Here is a 15,439-nt window from a genome sequence, read left to right as displayed (position 1 = left end):
TAAGTACAGGCATTGACAAGAGGCAAGCGGTTGCATAGCCTGATGTGATCTAGGAGCCAACCCCCTCCGAAAGGTCCCAAAACCTTATGACCGACAACGATGTCGCTGTGGTGCGCCCGAAGCAGCGCAGCTCGGGAGCACCCCCCGGGCACGCCGCCTCCGCACCCTCCCCGAGCCCCGAACGGGTCCGCAGGAGGACCGGCGCGTCCATCCGCTCCCGCGAGCGGTGGGCCGCACTGAGCTTCCTGTCGCCGTGGCTGATCGGCCTCCTGGCCATCACCATCGGGCCCATGATCGCCTCGTTCTACCTCTCGTTCACCGACTACAGCCTCGGCTACGGCGAATGGGTGGGCGGCGAGAACTACGCCCGCATGTTCGAGGACCCGCGCCTGGCCAACGCCATCAAGGTCACCGCCGTCTACACCTTCGTATCGGTGCCCCTGCAGCTCGCCGCCGCGCTCCTCCTCGCGATCGTCCTCGACCGCGGCCTGCGCGGCATGGCCTTCTACCGCTCGATCTTCTACCTGCCCTCGCTGCTCGGCGGCTCCGTCGCCATCGCGATCATGTGGCGCCAGGTCTTCGGCACCGAAGGCCTCGTCAACCAGGTCCTCGCCATCTTCGGCATCCAGGGCGAAGGCTGGGTCTCCCACCCCGACTACGCCCTCGGCACCCTGATCATCCTGCACGTGTGGACCTTCGGCTCACCGATGATCATCTTCCTGGCGGGCCTGCGGCAGATCCCCGCCATGTACTACGAGGCCGCGAAGATCGACGGCGCCGGCGTCATGCAGCGCTTCATGAGCGTCACCCTGCCGCTGCTGACCCCCATCATCTTCTTCAACCTCGTGCTGCAGATCATCAACTCGTTCCAGTCCTTCACGCAGGCGTTCATCATCTCCAGCGGCAAGGGCGGCCCGGCCGACTCCACGATGTTCCTGACGCTGTACCTCTACGACCAGGGCTTCACCCAGTTCGACATGGGGTACGCCTCGGCCATCGCCTGGCTCCTGCTGGCCATCATCGCGATCTTCACCGCGCTCAACTTCCTGATGTCGAAATTCTGGGTGTTCTATGGCGACAATGACTGAGACTCCGACCCCCGCGCCGGCCCGGCCGCGCGCCAAGCAGAGCCCCGCGACCCTCGGGCTCAAGCGCTTCGTCTTCCACCTGGTGCTCATCATCGCGGCGATGGTCATGATCTACCCGCTGCTGTGGATGCTCTCGGCCAGTCTCAAGCCGATCAACGAGATCTTCGCCGACCCGGGGCTCATCCCGTCCTCCTGGGAATGGGGCAACTACGCCGACGGCTGGAACGCCCTCCCGCACCCGTTCGAGAAGTACATCTGGAACTCGATGGTCATCGTCGCCGGGTCCATCCTCGGCAACCTGGTCTCCTGCTCCATGGCCGCCTACGCCTTCGCGCGGCTGCGGTTCCCCATGCGCGGCATGCTCTTCGCGGTCATGCTCGGCACCATCATGCTGCCGATCCACGTCGTGATCATCCCGCAGTACATCCTGTTCAACAACCTCGGCTGGGTCGACACCTTCTGGCCCCTCATCGTGCCCAAGCTCCTGGCGACCGACGCGTTCTTCATCTTCCTCATGGTCCAGTTCATCCGCGGACTGCCCAAGGAGCTCGACGAGGCCGCCTCGATCGACGGCTGCGGCTACTGGGGCACCTACCTGCGCGTCATCATGCCGCTGTGCATGCCCGCGCTGGCGACGACCGCGATCTTCACGTTCATCTGGACCTGGAACGACTTCTACTCGCAGCTGATCTACCTGCGCGACGTCGACCTCCAGACGGTGCCGCTGGCGCTGCGCCTGTTCATGGACTCGACGGGGACCACCAACTGGGGCGCCCTTTTTGCCATGTCTATTGTGGCTCTGGGCCCGATCTTCGGGTTCTTCCTCGCCGGCCAGCGCTACCTCGTCCGGGGTATCGCCACCACCGGTATCAAGTAAACCGGCAAACAACCCTCACCAAAGTCCTGAAAGGACCACGACAATGCAGTCATCCAACCCCTCGGGCGTCTCTCGGAGAACGCTCGCCAAAGCCGGGATCTTCGGCGCCGCCTCCGCACCCCTCCTCGCGGCCTGCGGCAACGGCGGCGGCGGCGGTGCCAAGGACGGCGACGGCGAGCTCGACTTCTGGTGGTGGGGCTCCGACCCGCGCCACGAGTACACCCAGAAGATCGTCGACGCCTTCCTCGCGAAGAACGACGGCGTCACGATCAAGCCGAGCCCGAACGAGTTCGACGCCTACTGGGACGCGTTGAACGTTTCAGTGTCCGGCAACAACGCGCCCGACGTGCTCCAGCAGGACGAGCGCTACCTGCGCGACTACGCGGACAAGAACGCCCTGCTGGCGCTGGACGACATCGGCATCGACCTCTCCAAGATCGAGGAGGGGACGCTCAAGACCGGTCAGCTCGACGGCGAGACCTACGGCATCGCCACCGGCGTGAACGCCATGGCGCTGCTGGTCAACCCGGCACTGGTCGAGGCGGCGGGCATGGCCATGCCGGACGACACGACCTGGTCCTGGGCGGACTTCTCGCAGTTCCTCACCGACCTGTCGGCCAAGGGCGACGCGATCGGCAACTCGGCCATCTCGTTCAGCAACGAGTCGCTGTTCAACATCTTCGCGCGCCAGAAGGGCGAGAGCCTCTACACCGCGGACGGGAAGCTCGGCTTCACCGAGCCGACCATGAACGAGTGGTGGCAGATGGTCCTCGACCTGCGCGACGCCGGGGCGATCCCGGAGCCGAGCAAGATCGTCGAGGCGTTCTCCGCGGGCCAGGACCAGGCGCCGCTGGCCACGGGCACCGGTGTCACGGAGTTCTACTGGACCAACCAGATCGGTGCGATCCAGAAGGTCCTGGGCGCCGACCTGGCCCTGCTGCGCGTCCCGGGGGAGAGCACCGGCACCCAGCCGGGCCTGTACCTGAAGTCGGCCATGTACTGGTCGATCTCGCGCACCACCTCGGACCAGGCCGCGGCCGCGAAGCTGGTGGACTTCCTGCTCAACAGCGACGAGTCGCTGGACCTCATGCTGGGCGACCGGGGCGTGCCCTCGAACACCGCGCAGCGCGACCGGATCCTGCCGAACCTTCCGGCCGACCAGAAGCTCGGCGCCGACTTCATCGCGACGATCACCCCCGAGCTGGCCGAGGGCCCGCCGGTGCCGCCGGTCGGCTCCGGTTCCGCCGCGGACATCATGCTGGGCGTGTTCGAGACGATGATCTTCGGCGACGTGAGCGTCGAGGACAGCACCAAGTCGTTCATGGAGCAGCTCAACGCCGAGATCGGCGCTTAAAGTCACTTGACTCTTACTCAGGGTGAGTTACAATAAAGGTCGAAGGGTGAACTCGAAAGAGTCCGCCCTTCCTCCTTGTCCGGCGTCTTTCTCGCGGCGGAGCTGGTCGAAATGCGACACCCCGTGACATCCCGTCCGTGATGGAAGTCGATTGTCGCCTGCTCGGGCAGCTCCGTATCATTGGTAGGATGACCAGCCAGTTCGTGCTCACGCTCTCGTGCCCCGACCGCCTCGGCATCGTGTACGCCGTCTCGGGTTTCCTGACCCGCCGCGACGCCAACATCGAGGACTCCCAGCAGTTCTCCGAGCACGGATCCGGTCGCTTCTTCATGCGCGTCGAGTTCAACACCGCCGCGCAGCGCGATGAACTGGCCGTGGGCTTCGCCGACATCGCCCGCGAGTTCGACATGGACTGGCAGCTGCACGACCGCGCCGTCAAGCGCCGCGTCCTCATCATGGCCTCCAAGCAGGGGCACTGCCTCAACGACCTGCTGTACCGCTTCCGTATCGGCGCCCTGCACGGCGAGGCCGCCGCGGTCGTCTCGAACCACCCCGACTGGGCCGACCTCGCCGCCTCCTCGGGCGTGCCGTTCCACTACCTGCCCGTCGGCCCCGAGGGCAAGGCCGTCCAGGAGCAGCGGATCCTCGACATCATCGAGGAGGAGCGCATCGACACCGTGGTCCTGGCCCGGTACATGCAGATCCTCTCCTCGGACTTCTGCGCGAAGCTCCCGGGGAAGATCCTCAACATCCACCACTCGTTCCTGCCGAGCTTCAAGGGCGCCAAGCCCTACCACCAGGCGCACGACCGCGGTGTCAAGCTCATCGGCGCGACCTGCCACTACGTCACCGCCGACCTCGACGAGGGGCCGATCGTGGAGCAGGAGGTGGCCCGCGTCGACCACGCGCACAGCCCCGAGGAGCTCGTGGCCGCCGGACGCGACCTCGAATCGACCTGCCTCGCCCGCGGCCTGGCCGCCCACCTGGACGACCGCGTCCTCATCAACGGCACCAAGACGGTGGTTTTCCGCTAGCGGATAATCATGCCCGTGACTGACCAACGCGAGATCGTGCTCCTGGGGTCCACCGGCTCCATCGGGACGCAAGCCATCGACATCGTCCGCGCCAACCCCGACCGCTTCCGCGTCGTCGGCATCGGCGCGGGCGGCGGCAATCCGGCACTCCTGGCCGAGCAGGCGATCGAACTGGGGGTCGACGTCGTGGCGGTCGCCGACGCCAAGTCGGTGGAGGACGTCCAGCTCCGGCTGTTCGCCGCCGCCACCAAGGCCGGCTGGACCTCCGGCGACGCGCGCATCCCGAAGCTCATCGCCGGACGCAGGGCCATGGCCGAACTGGCCGCCTGGCCCTGCGACACCGTCGTGAACGGCATCAACGGCTCCATCGGCCTCGAACCCACGCTCGCCGCGCTGAAGGCCGGACGCCAAGTGGCCCTGGCCAACAAGGAGTCCCTCGTCGCCGGCGGCCCGCTCGTGCGCGAGCTCGCGAAGTCCGGCCAGCTCGTGCCGGTCGACTCGGAGCACTCCGCGCTCGCCCAGTGCCTGCGCTCCGGCTCGATGGAGCGGGTCGCGAAGCTCATCCTCACCGCCTCGGGCGGCCCCTTCCGCGGGAGGACCCGCAGTGAACTCGCCCAGGTCACCGTCGACCAGGCGCTCGCCCACCCCACGTGGGCCATGGGCCCGGTCGTCACGATCAACTCCGCGACCATGGTGAACAAGGCTCTCGAGGTGATCGAGGCCCACGAGCTCTTCGACGTGCCGTACGAGCGGCTGGAGGTCGTGGTCCACCCGCAGTCGGTGATCCACTCGATGGTCGAGTTCACCGACGGCTCCACCATCGCCCAGGCCTCCCCGCCGGACATGCGCCTGCCCATCGGCCACGCGCTCGCCTGGCCCGACCGCCTCCCCGGCTCCGCGCGGCCGGTCGACTGGACGCAGGCCGCCGACTGGCACTTCGAGCCGCTCGACGAGACCGCGTTCCCGGCCGTCGCCCTGGCCAAGGACGCCGGCCGCGCCGGCGGCCTCATGCCCGCCGTGTACAACGCCGCCAACGAGGAGGCCGTAGCCGCCTTCCGCGACGGGCGGCTGCCGTTCCTCGGCATCGTCGACACCATCGAAGCGGTCCTCACCGCCGCGCCGGACGGCTTGTCCGGGCACGGTTCGCGACCCGGCAGTGTCGCAGACGTACTCGAGGCGGAGAACTGGGCGCGCGCGTGCGCGCGACGGCTAGTGTTGGACGCGTCCGAGCGTTAGAAGGAGACCGACTTGCTGGCCTACATCACCGGGATCGTCCTGTTCGCCTTGGCGATCCTCATCTCCGTGAGCCTGCACGAATTCGGCCACATGCTCACGGCCAAGGGCTTCGGCATGAAGGTGACCCGCTACTTCGTGGGCTTCGGGCCCACCCTCTGGTCCTTCCACAAGGGAGAGACCGAGTACGGCGTCAAGGGCATCCCGCTCGGCGGTTTCGTCAAGATCGTCGGGATGACCCCCCTCGAAGAGGACGAGGAGGAGCTGAGCGAGGCCGACAAGAAGCGCGTCTTCTGGCGCAAGCCGCTGTGGCAGCGCACCGTGGTGCTCGCGGCCGGCTCGGTCACGCACTTCATCATCGGCTTCGTCGCCCTGTGGATCCTCGTCTCGTTCGCCGGCGTCGTCGCCAACCCGGCCTACGCCGAGCAGGTCACCGAGTCCCAGGAGCACTCCCAGGTCGCGGTCGCCCAGTGCGTCGAGTCCACCGACACCGCCGCCCCCGCGGGGGACTGCCCCGAGGGCCAGATCCCGGGTCCGGCCTACGCCGCCGGCATCAAGGACGGCGACGCGGTCACCGCCGTCGGCGGCACCGCGGTCACCGACTGGGATTCGCTGGTCGCCACGGTCACCGAACTGACCCCGGGCGAGCCGGTCGCCGTCACCGTCGAATCGGGCGGCACCGAGAAGACCGTCGAAGTCACCCCGTACGCCGCCACCGCCGAGACCGAGGACGGCAAGACCACCACGGTCGCCCGCCTCGGCGTCTTCGTCTACACCGACCCCTCGATCGCCCCGACGATCGCGGTGGGCCCGATCGACGGCATCGGCGAAACCTTCACCACCACGGGCGACATGTTCAAGGAGACCTTCATCGCCCTGGGCCAGCTGCCCTCGAAGATCCCGCCGCTGTGGGACGCGATCATGGGCGGCGAGCGCAGCGCGGACTCGCCCGTCAGCGTCGTGGGCGCCTCCCGCCTGGGCGGCGAGATGGTCCAGTACGACCAGTGGGCGATGTTCTTCATGCTCCTGGTCGTCCTCAACTACTTCATCGGCATCTTCAACCTGCTGCCGCTCCTGCCGATGGACGGCGGGCACATCGCCATCGCCTGGTACGAGAAGGCCAGGTCGTGGCTCGCCCTGAAGCGAGGAAAGGTCGACCCCGGGCGTGTCGACTACATGAAACTCATGCCGCTGACCTACGCTGTCATCGTCCTCCTGGGCGGCTTCATGCTGCTGACGATCACCGCAGACATCGTCAACCCGATCACTATCTTCAATTAACCCGCGAATCAAGGTGGAAACTAGCCACATGACCGCAGTGAACCTCGGTATCCCCACCAAGCGCCACGACCACGAGATCGAGCCGCTCGCCCCGCGCCGCAAGACCCGGCAGCTGAACGTCGGCGGCGTCCTCGTGGGCGGCGGCGCGCCCATCAGCGTCCAGTCCATGACCACCACCCGGACCTCGGACATCGGCGCGACGCTGCAGCAGATCGCCGAGCTCACCGCCACCGGCTGCAACATCGTGCGCGTCGCATGTCCCACCCAGGACGACGCCGACGCGCTCAAGATCATCGCCAAGCAGTCGCAGATCCCGGTCATCGCCGACATCCACTTCCAGCCGAAGTACGTCTTCGCCGCGATCGACGCCGGATGCGCCGCCGTGCGCGTCAACCCCGGCAACATCAAGCAGTTCGACGACCGCGTGGGGGACATCGCCAAGGCCGCGAAGGACGCCGGCACGCCGATCCGCATCGGCGTCAACGCCGGCTCGCTCGACAAGCGCCTGCTCCAGAAGTACGGCAAGGCCACCCCGGAGGCGCTGGTCGAGTCCGCGCTGTGGGAGGCCTCGCTGTTCGAGGAGCACGACTTCCGCGACATCAAGATCTCCGTCAAGCACAACGACCCGGTCGTCATGATCAAGGCCTACCGGCTTCTGTCGCAGCAGTGCGAGTACCCGCTGCACCTGGGCGTCACCGAGGCCGGACCCGCCTTCCAGGGCACCATCAAGTCCGCCGCCGCGTTCGGCGCACTGCTCGCCGAGGGCATCGGCGACACCATCCGCGTCTCCCTCTCGGCCCCGCCGGTCGAGGAGGTCAAGGTCGGCAACCAGATCCTGGAGTCGATGGGCCTCAAGGAGCGCGGCCTGGAGATCGTCTCCTGCCCGTCGTGCGGCCGCGCCCAAGTGGACGTCTACACGCTCGCCGAGCAGGTCACGGCCGGACTCGAGGGCCTGCCCGTGCCGCTGCGCGTGGCCGTCATGGGCTGCGTCGTCAACGGTCCCGGCGAGGCCCGCGAGGCCGACCTGGGCGTGGCGAGCGGCAACGGCAAGGGCCAGATCTTCGTCAAGGGCGAGGTCATCCGCACCGTGCCCGAATCGCAGATCGTGGAGACGCTCATCGAAGAGGCCGTCAAGCTGGCCGAAGCGATGGGCGCGGACCTGCCCGAGGAGCTCAAGGGCCTCGCCGGACCGGTCGTCCAGGTCCACTGACGCGACTGTCGGATCGCCGACTCACCGGTCGGCGATCCTTCCGTACGCTGGTACGCAGCGCCAGTTGAGGGCTCCACCGCTCGACGCGAAACCCGACATTCGTCTCATCCTGTGCAAAATTCCACAAAGGTGACTCGAGGGGATTCCGCCGAAGCACCGCCCGGCGCCGCGCATAATGACTTCCGTGCGTGTCAAGCGCAGCCCGACGGCTGCGTCCGCGAAAGGGGAGCGACCGGCATGGGGAAGTTCGAACGACAGATTTCCGAGGGCGTCACCAAGTACTACTGGTACCCCGGCGAAAAGGTCGACTGGATCAGGGGCGTCCTCACCGTCCTCGGCGGCGGCCTGCTCTTCGCCCTCATCTACGTGGTCAGCAAGAACCTGCTCCTCGCCGCCGTCGTCTCCGGCACCGCCGTCCAAGCGGTCGTCGGCGCCTACCTCGGCCGCCGCGACGCCGCGGGCCTCTCCGAGTTCCACGACCCGGCGACCGAGCGCCGCGAAGCGGTCGTCGACGGCACCCGCGCCGCCTGGCGCGGTACGCTCCAGGGCCTGCTCTGCGCCGGATCGGCCATGCTCGTGCTCAACATGCCGCACTCGGGGTTCCTCGCCGACTGGGTGCTGCCGTTCGTCCCCTCGATCATCGGCGCGCTGGCCCACTCCGGCGGGATGCTCTGGGAGCGGCTCGCTCAGGAGGTCGGCACCGCCGACGTGGAAGCGGCGGCCGCCGATGCGGACGCGGAGGCGCCCACCAAGGCGCTCGAGGCCGCGTAGCCGCGTCATCGGCCAAGGCCCGCAGTCGTTCGACGGCTGCGGGCTTTCGCGTGCGCGGGGGAGGTGTGGTGAGCCGGCGCGGGGCGACTGCACGCCGCCTGGGTTGGACAGGCGGGGCGCTCGACCGCGGGAGGTGTCGTACACCGCGCGCCCGGCCTGAGCCGGACCGCGGATCTCCTGCGGGAGCCGCGCCCCGCGCCGGCTCGGTAGGAAAGTCGTTCGGACTCATCGTGGCGCGCCGTATTCGCGGGGTCCCGGATCGCCCCGTCCCCGAATGCACGGACACGGGCTCGCCGGATGTCCAGGATGCTGCCTGGCGCGGCGGAACGCAAGAGGTTTTCGCGGTCGCAGGGCCATTTACGCGCGTCGTCTCGGTAACGGACCGGACCGGCCCTGAGCCCCTCCGGTTAGGCTTGACGGATGGAATCCCGTCCCGCGCTGCGCCCAGGCAGGCAGAGCCCCCGCAGGAGTGTCCCCGACGCGATCGAGCGGCCCGAGTACGTCGGCAGGCCCGCGCCCTCGCCGTTCACCGGTTCGGAGGTGAAGGACGCCGAGACCATCGACCGGATGCGCATCGCCGGCCGCATCGCCGCCGACGCCCTCGAAGTCGTGGGCAAGGCCGTCGCCCCCGGCATCACCACCGACGAGCTCGACCGGATCGTCCACGAGTACCTGTGCGACCTCGGCGCCTACCCCTCGACGCTCGGGTACCGCGAGTACCCGAAGTCGTGCTGCACCTCGCTCAACGAGGTCATCTGCCACGGCATCCCCGACTCCACGGTGGTCCAGGACGGCGACATCGTCAACGTCGACATCACCGCGTTCATCGGCGGCGTGCACGGCGACTGCAACGCCACGTTCCTCGCCGGGGACGTCTCGCAGGAGGTCCGCGACCTCGTCGAGCGCACCTGGACGGCCACCTGGCGCGGCATCAAGGCCGTCAAGCCCGGCCGCCAGCTCAACGTGGTCGGCAAGGTCATCGAGGCCTACGCGCAGCGCTTCGGGTACGGCGTGGTCCGCCAGTTCACCGGGCACGGCATCGGCACCGCGTTCCACTCCGGACTGTACGTCCCGCACTACGACAACCCCGGCCTCCAGGTCGAGATCGAGACCGGCATGACCTTCACGATCGAGCCGATGATCAACCTCGGCACCGCCGAGCACGAGATGTGGGACGACGGCTGGACCGCCGTCACCCGCGACCGCAAGTGGACCGCCCAGTTCGAGCACACGCTGCTCGTCACCGACGACGGCTTCGAGATCCTCACGATGCCCTCCAGCGGCGTGCCCGCGGGCACGCCCGAGCACCGGCGCTGAGCGGCGGCACCGTTGCAGCCGATGCCGTTGGCGGGCACTGTCTAAGCTGGAGCGGGGCGGCGCCGGTCCGCGAGATGCCGATGTCTCCGAGGGGTTGAGCCGGCGCCGCTCCCCTGAAGCATCCGAAGCCGAGGGCCCCAGTGCGACCGCACTGGGGCCCTCGGCTTTCTCGGAGTGCTAGGTCAACCGGCGCTCGCTCGGGAGCTTCGCCTTGGTGAAGACGAGCGCCCCGAGTGCGGCGAGGACCGGCACGGCCACGAGGATCACGGCCATCGCGCCCCACGGCAGTTCCCATCCGTACGGCACCTCGAACGGGTACACGAACCGCAGCGGCCGGTTCAGCGCCTGCTGCACCATCGCGTATCCGATGACGCCCGCGATGGTGCCGAGCCCGGCGCCGAACACGGCGATCATCACCGTCTGCCACATCGCGAACCGCTTGCGCAGGCCTGGTGCGGCGCCGACCGCGCCCAAGGTCGTCATGTCCTTGCGCTGCTCGGCGATGATGAGCCCGGTCGAGACCGCGGTGGCGCCCAGAGCGACGAGCGCGCACAGACCGGACACGAGCAGCACCATGTAGAACGTGAACTCGTCGGTGTAGTCGGCGACGCTGGTGTGCGCGGCGAGCCGGCCGGTGCCGATCGCCTCCAGGTCGGCGGAAATGGCCTCGACGACCGCGCCTTCCACCGGAGTCGACGTCTGGAGCAGGTAGGTCCTGTCGTAAGGGTTGGGACCCTGGCCCATCTGCTCGGCGGCCCCGGGGCTCAAGAGCAGCTTGTTGTAGCCCAGGAGCGAGTCGTCGACCGCCATCGCCGGCAGCTCCAGGTACTGCGTCTCGTACTCCTGGTACTCGCCGCTCTCCTCGTCGAAGTTGGTGATCCTGCCTTCGAGGACGACCGTGCCCTCACCGGTGAGGGCCAGCGGGTCGGCGACGAGCACGCCGCCGCCCTCCAAGACCGCCACCGCTTCATCGAGCTGTTCGCCCTCGAAGCCGGTGTATGCGGCCACGATCTGCGGATCGGTGGTCGTGGGCGTATCGCCCGAGCTGATGCCGACGTCGTTCGAGGTCTCGTTGCAGTTGGGGTCCTGCCGCGCGGCCTCGGCCCCTTCCCGTTCGGCCTCCTCGGTGCGGTCGCCCTCAGGTACGTCCCAGTACGAGCACTGGTTCTCCTCGGGCCGGGTCACCATCCAGGAGCATTCGGCCGTCTCCTTGAACTCCTCCACGACGGGCAGCGTGCAGCCGGTCCAGCTGGAGGACATGGAGATCGGCACGATCTCAAGGTCGTCGAGGTGGCGCTCGAGCACGGTGCGGGCCTCCGCGAGCCCGGCCTCCCAGTCGGGTTCGACCGCCTGTTCAGGGTCGGCGGTGCCGATGTCCCACAGGTTCAGCGTCACCGTGCCCTGCTGGAGGTCGATGACCTGCGACTGCATCTTGCGCTCCGCGTCCGCGGTGACGATCATCGAGAAGACCATCCCGGCGGCGACGACACCGAGCACCGCGGCGATCGCGGGAGCGGCCGAACCGCGGTTGCGCCCCGCTTCGCGCAGCGCCATGCGCGGCGCCAGCGGCAGCCACCGGCCGAGCTTCGCCATGACCGCCAGCAGCGCCGGTGTGCAGGCCACGAGTCCCAGCTGCGCCAGGATGATCGCTGCCGACATGAGCGGCAGGCTCCACATCGAGACCCCCGCGAGCGCCGAGGCGACACCCGCGCCCAGCATGAGCAGTCCGATGACCAGCCAGCGCTTGGAGCCCTTGCGGCCCGGCGTGCGGCCCATGAGCGCCGCGACCACGTTGACGCGGGAGGCGCTGATCGCCGCCGCGAGCGCCGCGAGCAGCCCGGTCGTGAGCGCGACCGCGACCAGGCCGATCTGCAGCAGCGGGAGGACCCGCAAGCCCGCACTGCGGTAGCCGAAGATCCCCTCCAGGATCGGCATCCCCGCGAACACCACGAGAATGCCGATCGCGATGGCGCAGACCGCCGCGATGAGTCCGAAGATGACACCGCTGGCGAGCACGACCCGGCGGATCTGCGCGGGCGTCGCACCGTTGGCGCTCATGAGCGCGAACTCGCGGGTGCGGCGGCGGGCGCTGATCGCGAACGCGGGCCCCGCCAGCAGGATGACCTCCATGACCACGGCCACCACGATGAGGCCGGTGATCATGATCGTCGCCTCGTCCAGCAGCATCGAATCGAAGTAGTAGTCCCCGGAGGTCGGACGGTCGATCAACGAGCCCGCCCACACGACGACGCCCAGCTCGTTGAGCGCCAGCGCGTCCTCATAGGTCAGCTCCTCGGGCGTGTCCACCAGCCAGCCGCCGACCGGGGTCGCGAACATCGAGCCGATCACGAACTGCTCGTCGATGTTCCACGGGACCTCGACGATCCCGCTCACCTCGGCCTCCTGCGTGCCGACGGTCTGGTCGGCCACGAGCATGTCGCCGACCCCGAGCTCCAGATGCTTCGCCGCCTCCTCGGAGAGGACCACCTCGCCCTTGCCGGGAGCCGAGCCCTCGATGAACTCGATCCCCGCCTTCTCGTAGAGGCCGTCGTGGAGGTCGTACCCGTAGGTGCTGATCGAACCGAGACCGTCGGGGGTCTGGACCTGGATCGTCTCCGACCCCTCATACGTGCTGTAGGGCACGATCCAGGAGCCGATCGGGAGCGCGCCGAGGATCTCGCTCTCGGTGGGGCCGGCCGCCCCTTCGATGTAGTCCTCGGCCTCGTACATCGGCCACTGTTCGTTCCACGAGTGCTGCACGATCGGCGTACCGGAGCCCGTGTCCTCGATGAACGCGTCGTTCTCGCCCACGTACTGCTGCACGGTCTCCTCGTCGGAGAGCATCATCGTGTCGTAGGCGCTCGCGCCGATGGCCACGGCCAGCAGCGGGAGGCCCAGCAGCGTGATCGACAGGGCCGAACGGCCTTTGTAGCGCAATGCCTCGCGGCGCGCGATCCTGAAAGCGAGTCGTTGGCTCGCCAGCAGTCTTCCCACGCTACGAACCGGCCCCTTCGAGCAGGCTGTCCGCACCGGCGAGCGGCGCGGAGGAGTCCACGATCCGCCCGTCGCGCAGGAACACGACCCGGTCGGCCCAGCCCGCGTGCCGGGCGTCGTGGGTGACCAGGAGACCGGCCGCGCCCGCGTCCACGCGGCGGCGCAGCAGCTTCAGCACCTCTTCGCCGGTGTGCGAGTCGAGCGCGCCGGTCGGCTCGTCGGCGAGCACGAGCCGCCGCTCGCCGATGAGCGCCCGCGCGATGGCGACGCGCTGCGCCTGGCCGCCCGAGATCTCGTCGGGGAAGCGGTCGGCCTGCTTGACGTCGAGCCCGACCTCCTCCAGCGCTGCGAGCGCCATCTTGCGGGCCTTGCCCGCGGACATCCCGTCCAACTCCAAGGGCAGGGCCGCGTTCTCTGCGGCCGTCAGGCTCGGCACCAGGTTGTAGTCCTGGAACACGTACCCGACGCTGCGCCGGCGCATCCCGGCGAGCTGCTTCTTGTTCAGCGAGGCGAGGACGGTGCCCTCGACGAGGACTTCGCCCGCGGTGGGGGCGTCGAGCCCTCCGGCGAGGTTGAGCAGCGTGGACTTGCCGGACCCGGACGGGCCCATGATGGCGACGAGTTCACCGGCTTGGATCGTGAGCTCGGCGTCGACGAGGGCGTGGACGAGGTTCTCGCCGGTGCCGTGGGTGCGGCTCACGCGTTTGAGGTGCAGAACGGTCATGGGGGTACCGCGTTCTCTCTTAGTGGGTTCGGGTTCGGTTGTGTTCAGGCGTCGCGTCGGCCGAGGTCGGCTCCTCGACTGCGAAAGGGAACGGCGCCGGCAGTTCGGCGCGGGCGACGACGGCCTCCGTGTGGTCGAGCCACCGGATCTCGGCCTCGGCGCGGAAGATCATGGACTCCAGCACCAGGCGCCAGGCCAGTTCCGCGTTCTCCTCCGCGACCTTGAGTCGCGTGTACTCCTGCAGCAGGCGCAGGGTCGCCCCGCGCTGCCGCTGGATGACGTCGGCGACGTCCACGCCGGGCGTGGTCACCGCCAGGGCCAGCTTGATCGTGAGCTCGTCCCGGGGCCGGTCCGCGGCCTGCACCGGCGAGGCGAACCAGCCCGCCAGGTGGCGGCGGCCCGTCTCGGTGATCCGGTACGGGCGCTGGCCGGAGTCGTTCTCCGGCAGGGCTTCGACGAGCTCGTCGCGTTCGAGCCGGTTGAGCGTGGTGTAGACCTGGCCGATGTTGAGCGGCCAGGTGTTCCCCGTGGCGCTCTCGAACGCGGCCCGCAGTTGGTAGCCGTAGGCGGGTCCCCGTTCGAGCAGCGCGAGGAGGCTGTATTTGACACTCATGTGCACCCTCGTATCGCTACTTCTTCTCCAGATGGAGAGATACCGAGTATGGCATAACTGGTATGCAGTTCGGGGATACGGGGTATTGAATTCTGATCGAACGCCGTGGAACGGGCCGGGGCTACGCGGGGCGGCCCGGCCAGGGGTCGGCCGCGGACCGGCCGACCGCCAGGCGCCAGCGGGCCAGCGTGACCGCTGAGTCGCCGTACATCCGCAGGCAGAGTTCGCGCTCGTGCGGCTCGGTGGAGACCACGCCCGCGCGCCAGGTCGCGGTCACGTTCGTCTCGACGGCGAGCAGCAGCTCCTGCGCGGCGGCGGCGTCCGCGATCGGCTCGATGTCGTAGCCGGGCAGGGACGGCGCGGCTTCGAGCCCGTGCTCGTCGTAGAAGTCGAGCAGCGCGTCGCGCCGCGAGCGGTGCTCGGACTCGAGCTCCTCGGCGATCCAGCGCGGATCGCCGTCCAGGTGCACCGCGGCGGCGCTGTAGGCGTAGACCGCCGCGTACTCCGCGGCGAGGCCGGTGTCCACAACGGTCATGCGAGCACCGCCGCGTGGGCGGCGCGGCAGGCCGCGATCTCACCGAGGAGCACGGCGTAGTCCGACTCGGTGGTGAGGCAGGCGTCGCCCGCCTCCCGGCTCGCGGCGGACTCGGCTTCGGCGAGCGCCGCGGCGTCCGCCGGGAGCTCCCCGGTCTCGTCGGCGACCACATTGGGCCGCAGCAGCCGCTCCAATGCGGCGGCGTGGGTCAGGTGGTCTTCGGCGAGGTCGCCGAATCCCAGCGCGTCGGAGGCCGCGGCCAGCGTGCGCGCAGAGCGGAGCGCGGCGGTGAGGTCCGCGTCTGACGTGATGATGTGCGCCGTCTCCCGGGTGCATCCGGCGGCCGTGAGAACGGCCGCCCCGACCAGGAGTCCGCGTCGGGTCGTGAACACCCCCCCAGTTTCCCAG

General features: G+C 68.8%; 14 protein-coding genes. 9 read left to right on the top strand and 5 right to left on the bottom strand.

Annotated features, from left to right (window positions below; translation table 11 throughout):
• Positions 1 to 86 precede the first annotated feature (86 nt).
• From QWI33_RS02725 to map, 9 genes are all read left to right on the top strand, one after another.
• Positions 87 to 1,088, top strand: coding sequence for a carbohydrate ABC transporter permease (locus tag QWI33_RS02725; RefSeq protein WP_289954618.1), 1,002 nt, complete (start codon positions 87 to 89; stop codon positions 1,086 to 1,088).
• On the top strand, positions 1,072 to 1,965 hold the full coding sequence (locus QWI33_RS02720; protein WP_435367544.1) for a carbohydrate ABC transporter permease: 894 nt from the start codon (positions 1,072 to 1,074) through the stop codon (positions 1,963 to 1,965). The genes QWI33_RS02725 and QWI33_RS02720 overlap by 17 nt, the downstream gene beginning before the upstream one ends.
• A gap of 43 nt (positions 1,966 to 2,008) precedes the next feature.
• Entirely contained in the window at positions 2,009 to 3,319 is a 1,311-nt protein-coding gene (locus tag QWI33_RS02715) for an ABC transporter substrate-binding protein (RefSeq protein WP_289954614.1), read from the top strand.
• Between the two features lie 188 nt (positions 3,320 to 3,507).
• Positions 3,508 to 4,353 (top strand): formyltetrahydrofolate deformylase, encoded by an 846-nt coding sequence (purU, locus tag QWI33_RS02710; RefSeq protein ID WP_289954613.1) that lies wholly within the window; start codon positions 3,508 to 3,510, stop codon positions 4,351 to 4,353.
• Between the two features lie 15 nt (positions 4,354 to 4,368).
• On the top strand, positions 4,369 to 5,589 hold the full coding sequence (dxr, locus tag QWI33_RS02705; RefSeq protein WP_289954610.1) for a 1-deoxy-D-xylulose-5-phosphate reductoisomerase: 1,221 nt from the start codon (positions 4,369 to 4,371) through the stop codon (positions 5,587 to 5,589).
• Between the two features lie 15 nt (positions 5,590 to 5,604).
• Positions 5,605 to 6,867 carry a M50 family metallopeptidase gene (locus QWI33_RS02700; protein ID WP_353895381.1) on the top strand — a complete coding sequence of 421 codons (1,263 nt, stop codon included), beginning with the start codon at positions 5,605 to 5,607 and terminating at the stop codon, positions 6,865 to 6,867.
• Between the two features lie 28 nt (positions 6,868 to 6,895).
• Positions 6,896 to 8,077: a flavodoxin-dependent (E)-4-hydroxy-3-methylbut-2-enyl-diphosphate synthase gene (gene ispG, locus QWI33_RS02695; RefSeq protein ID WP_289954607.1), complete on the top strand. Its 1,182-nt coding sequence runs from the start codon at positions 6,896 to 6,898 to the stop codon at positions 8,075 to 8,077.
• Positions 8,078 to 8,314: 237 nt separating this feature from the next.
• Positions 8,315 to 8,848, top strand: coding sequence for a hypothetical protein (locus tag QWI33_RS02690; protein WP_289954606.1), 534 nt, complete (start codon positions 8,315 to 8,317; stop codon positions 8,846 to 8,848).
• Between the two features lie 420 nt (positions 8,849 to 9,268).
• Positions 9,269 to 10,165 (top strand): type I methionyl aminopeptidase, encoded by an 897-nt coding sequence (gene map, locus QWI33_RS02685; protein WP_289954604.1) that lies wholly within the window; start codon positions 9,269 to 9,271, stop codon positions 10,163 to 10,165.
• Between the two features lie 177 nt (positions 10,166 to 10,342).
• On the opposite strand, the gene QWI33_RS02680 is transcribed toward map, so the two are convergent.
• The 5 genes from QWI33_RS02680 to QWI33_RS02660 form a co-directional block, all read right to left on the bottom strand.
• Positions 10,343 to 13,159 (bottom strand): FtsX-like permease family protein, encoded by a 2,817-nt coding sequence (locus QWI33_RS02680; protein ID WP_289954602.1) that lies wholly within the window; start codon positions 13,157 to 13,159, stop codon positions 10,343 to 10,345.
• Position 13,160: 1 nt separating this feature from the next.
• Positions 13,161 to 13,883, bottom strand: coding sequence for an ABC transporter ATP-binding protein (locus QWI33_RS02675; RefSeq protein ID WP_289954599.1), 723 nt, complete (start codon positions 13,881 to 13,883; stop codon positions 13,161 to 13,163).
• 19 nt (positions 13,884 to 13,902) lie between these two features.
• Positions 13,903 to 14,496: a PadR family transcriptional regulator gene (locus tag QWI33_RS02670; protein WP_289954597.1), complete on the bottom strand. Its 594-nt coding sequence runs from the start codon at positions 14,494 to 14,496 to the stop codon at positions 13,903 to 13,905.
• A gap of 121 nt (positions 14,497 to 14,617) precedes the next feature.
• Complete coding sequence (locus QWI33_RS02665; protein WP_289954595.1) at positions 14,618 to 15,031, bottom strand: DUF4439 domain-containing protein; 414 nt, start codon at positions 15,029 to 15,031, stop codon at positions 14,618 to 14,620.
• Entirely contained in the window at positions 15,028 to 15,423 is a 396-nt protein-coding gene (locus QWI33_RS02660; RefSeq protein ID WP_289954593.1) for a hypothetical protein, read from the bottom strand. Before QWI33_RS02660 ends, QWI33_RS02665 begins: the two co-directional genes overlap by 4 nt.
• Positions 15,424 to 15,439: the final 16 nt, after the last annotated feature.

The organism is Glycomyces tritici, from assembly GCF_030403505.1.
Note: the sequence above shows the minus strand (reverse complement) of the source record. Positions and strands in the feature narration are given on the sequence as shown.

Coding starts and splice junctions, on each gene's coding strand:
- QWI33_RS02725 (WP_289954618.1), top strand. CDS start 87: ATGACCGACAACGATGTCGCTGTGGTGCGCCCGAAGCAGCGCAGCTCG.
- QWI33_RS02720 (WP_435367544.1), top strand. CDS start 1,072: ATGGCGACAATGACTGAGACTCCGACCCCCGCGCCGGCCCGGCCGCGC.
- QWI33_RS02715 (WP_289954614.1), top strand. CDS start 2,009: ATGCAGTCATCCAACCCCTCGGGCGTCTCTCGGAGAACGCTCGCCAAA.
- purU (WP_289954613.1), top strand. CDS start 3,508: ATGACCAGCCAGTTCGTGCTCACGCTCTCGTGCCCCGACCGCCTCGGC.
- ispG (WP_289954607.1), top strand. CDS start 6,896: ATGACCGCAGTGAACCTCGGTATCCCCACCAAGCGCCACGACCACGAG.
- QWI33_RS02690 (WP_289954606.1), top strand. CDS start 8,315: ATGGGGAAGTTCGAACGACAGATTTCCGAGGGCGTCACCAAGTACTAC.
- map (WP_289954604.1), top strand. CDS start 9,269: ATGGAATCCCGTCCCGCGCTGCGCCCAGGCAGGCAGAGCCCCCGCAGG.
- QWI33_RS02675 (WP_289954599.1), bottom strand. CDS start 13,883: ATGACCGTTCTGCACCTCAAACGCGTGAGCCGCACCCACGGCACCGGC.
- QWI33_RS02670 (WP_289954597.1), bottom strand. CDS start 14,496: ATGAGTGTCAAATACAGCCTCCTCGCGCTGCTCGAACGGGGACCCGCC.
- QWI33_RS02665 (WP_289954595.1), bottom strand. CDS start 15,031: ATGACCGTTGTGGACACCGGCCTCGCCGCGGAGTACGCGGCGGTCTAC.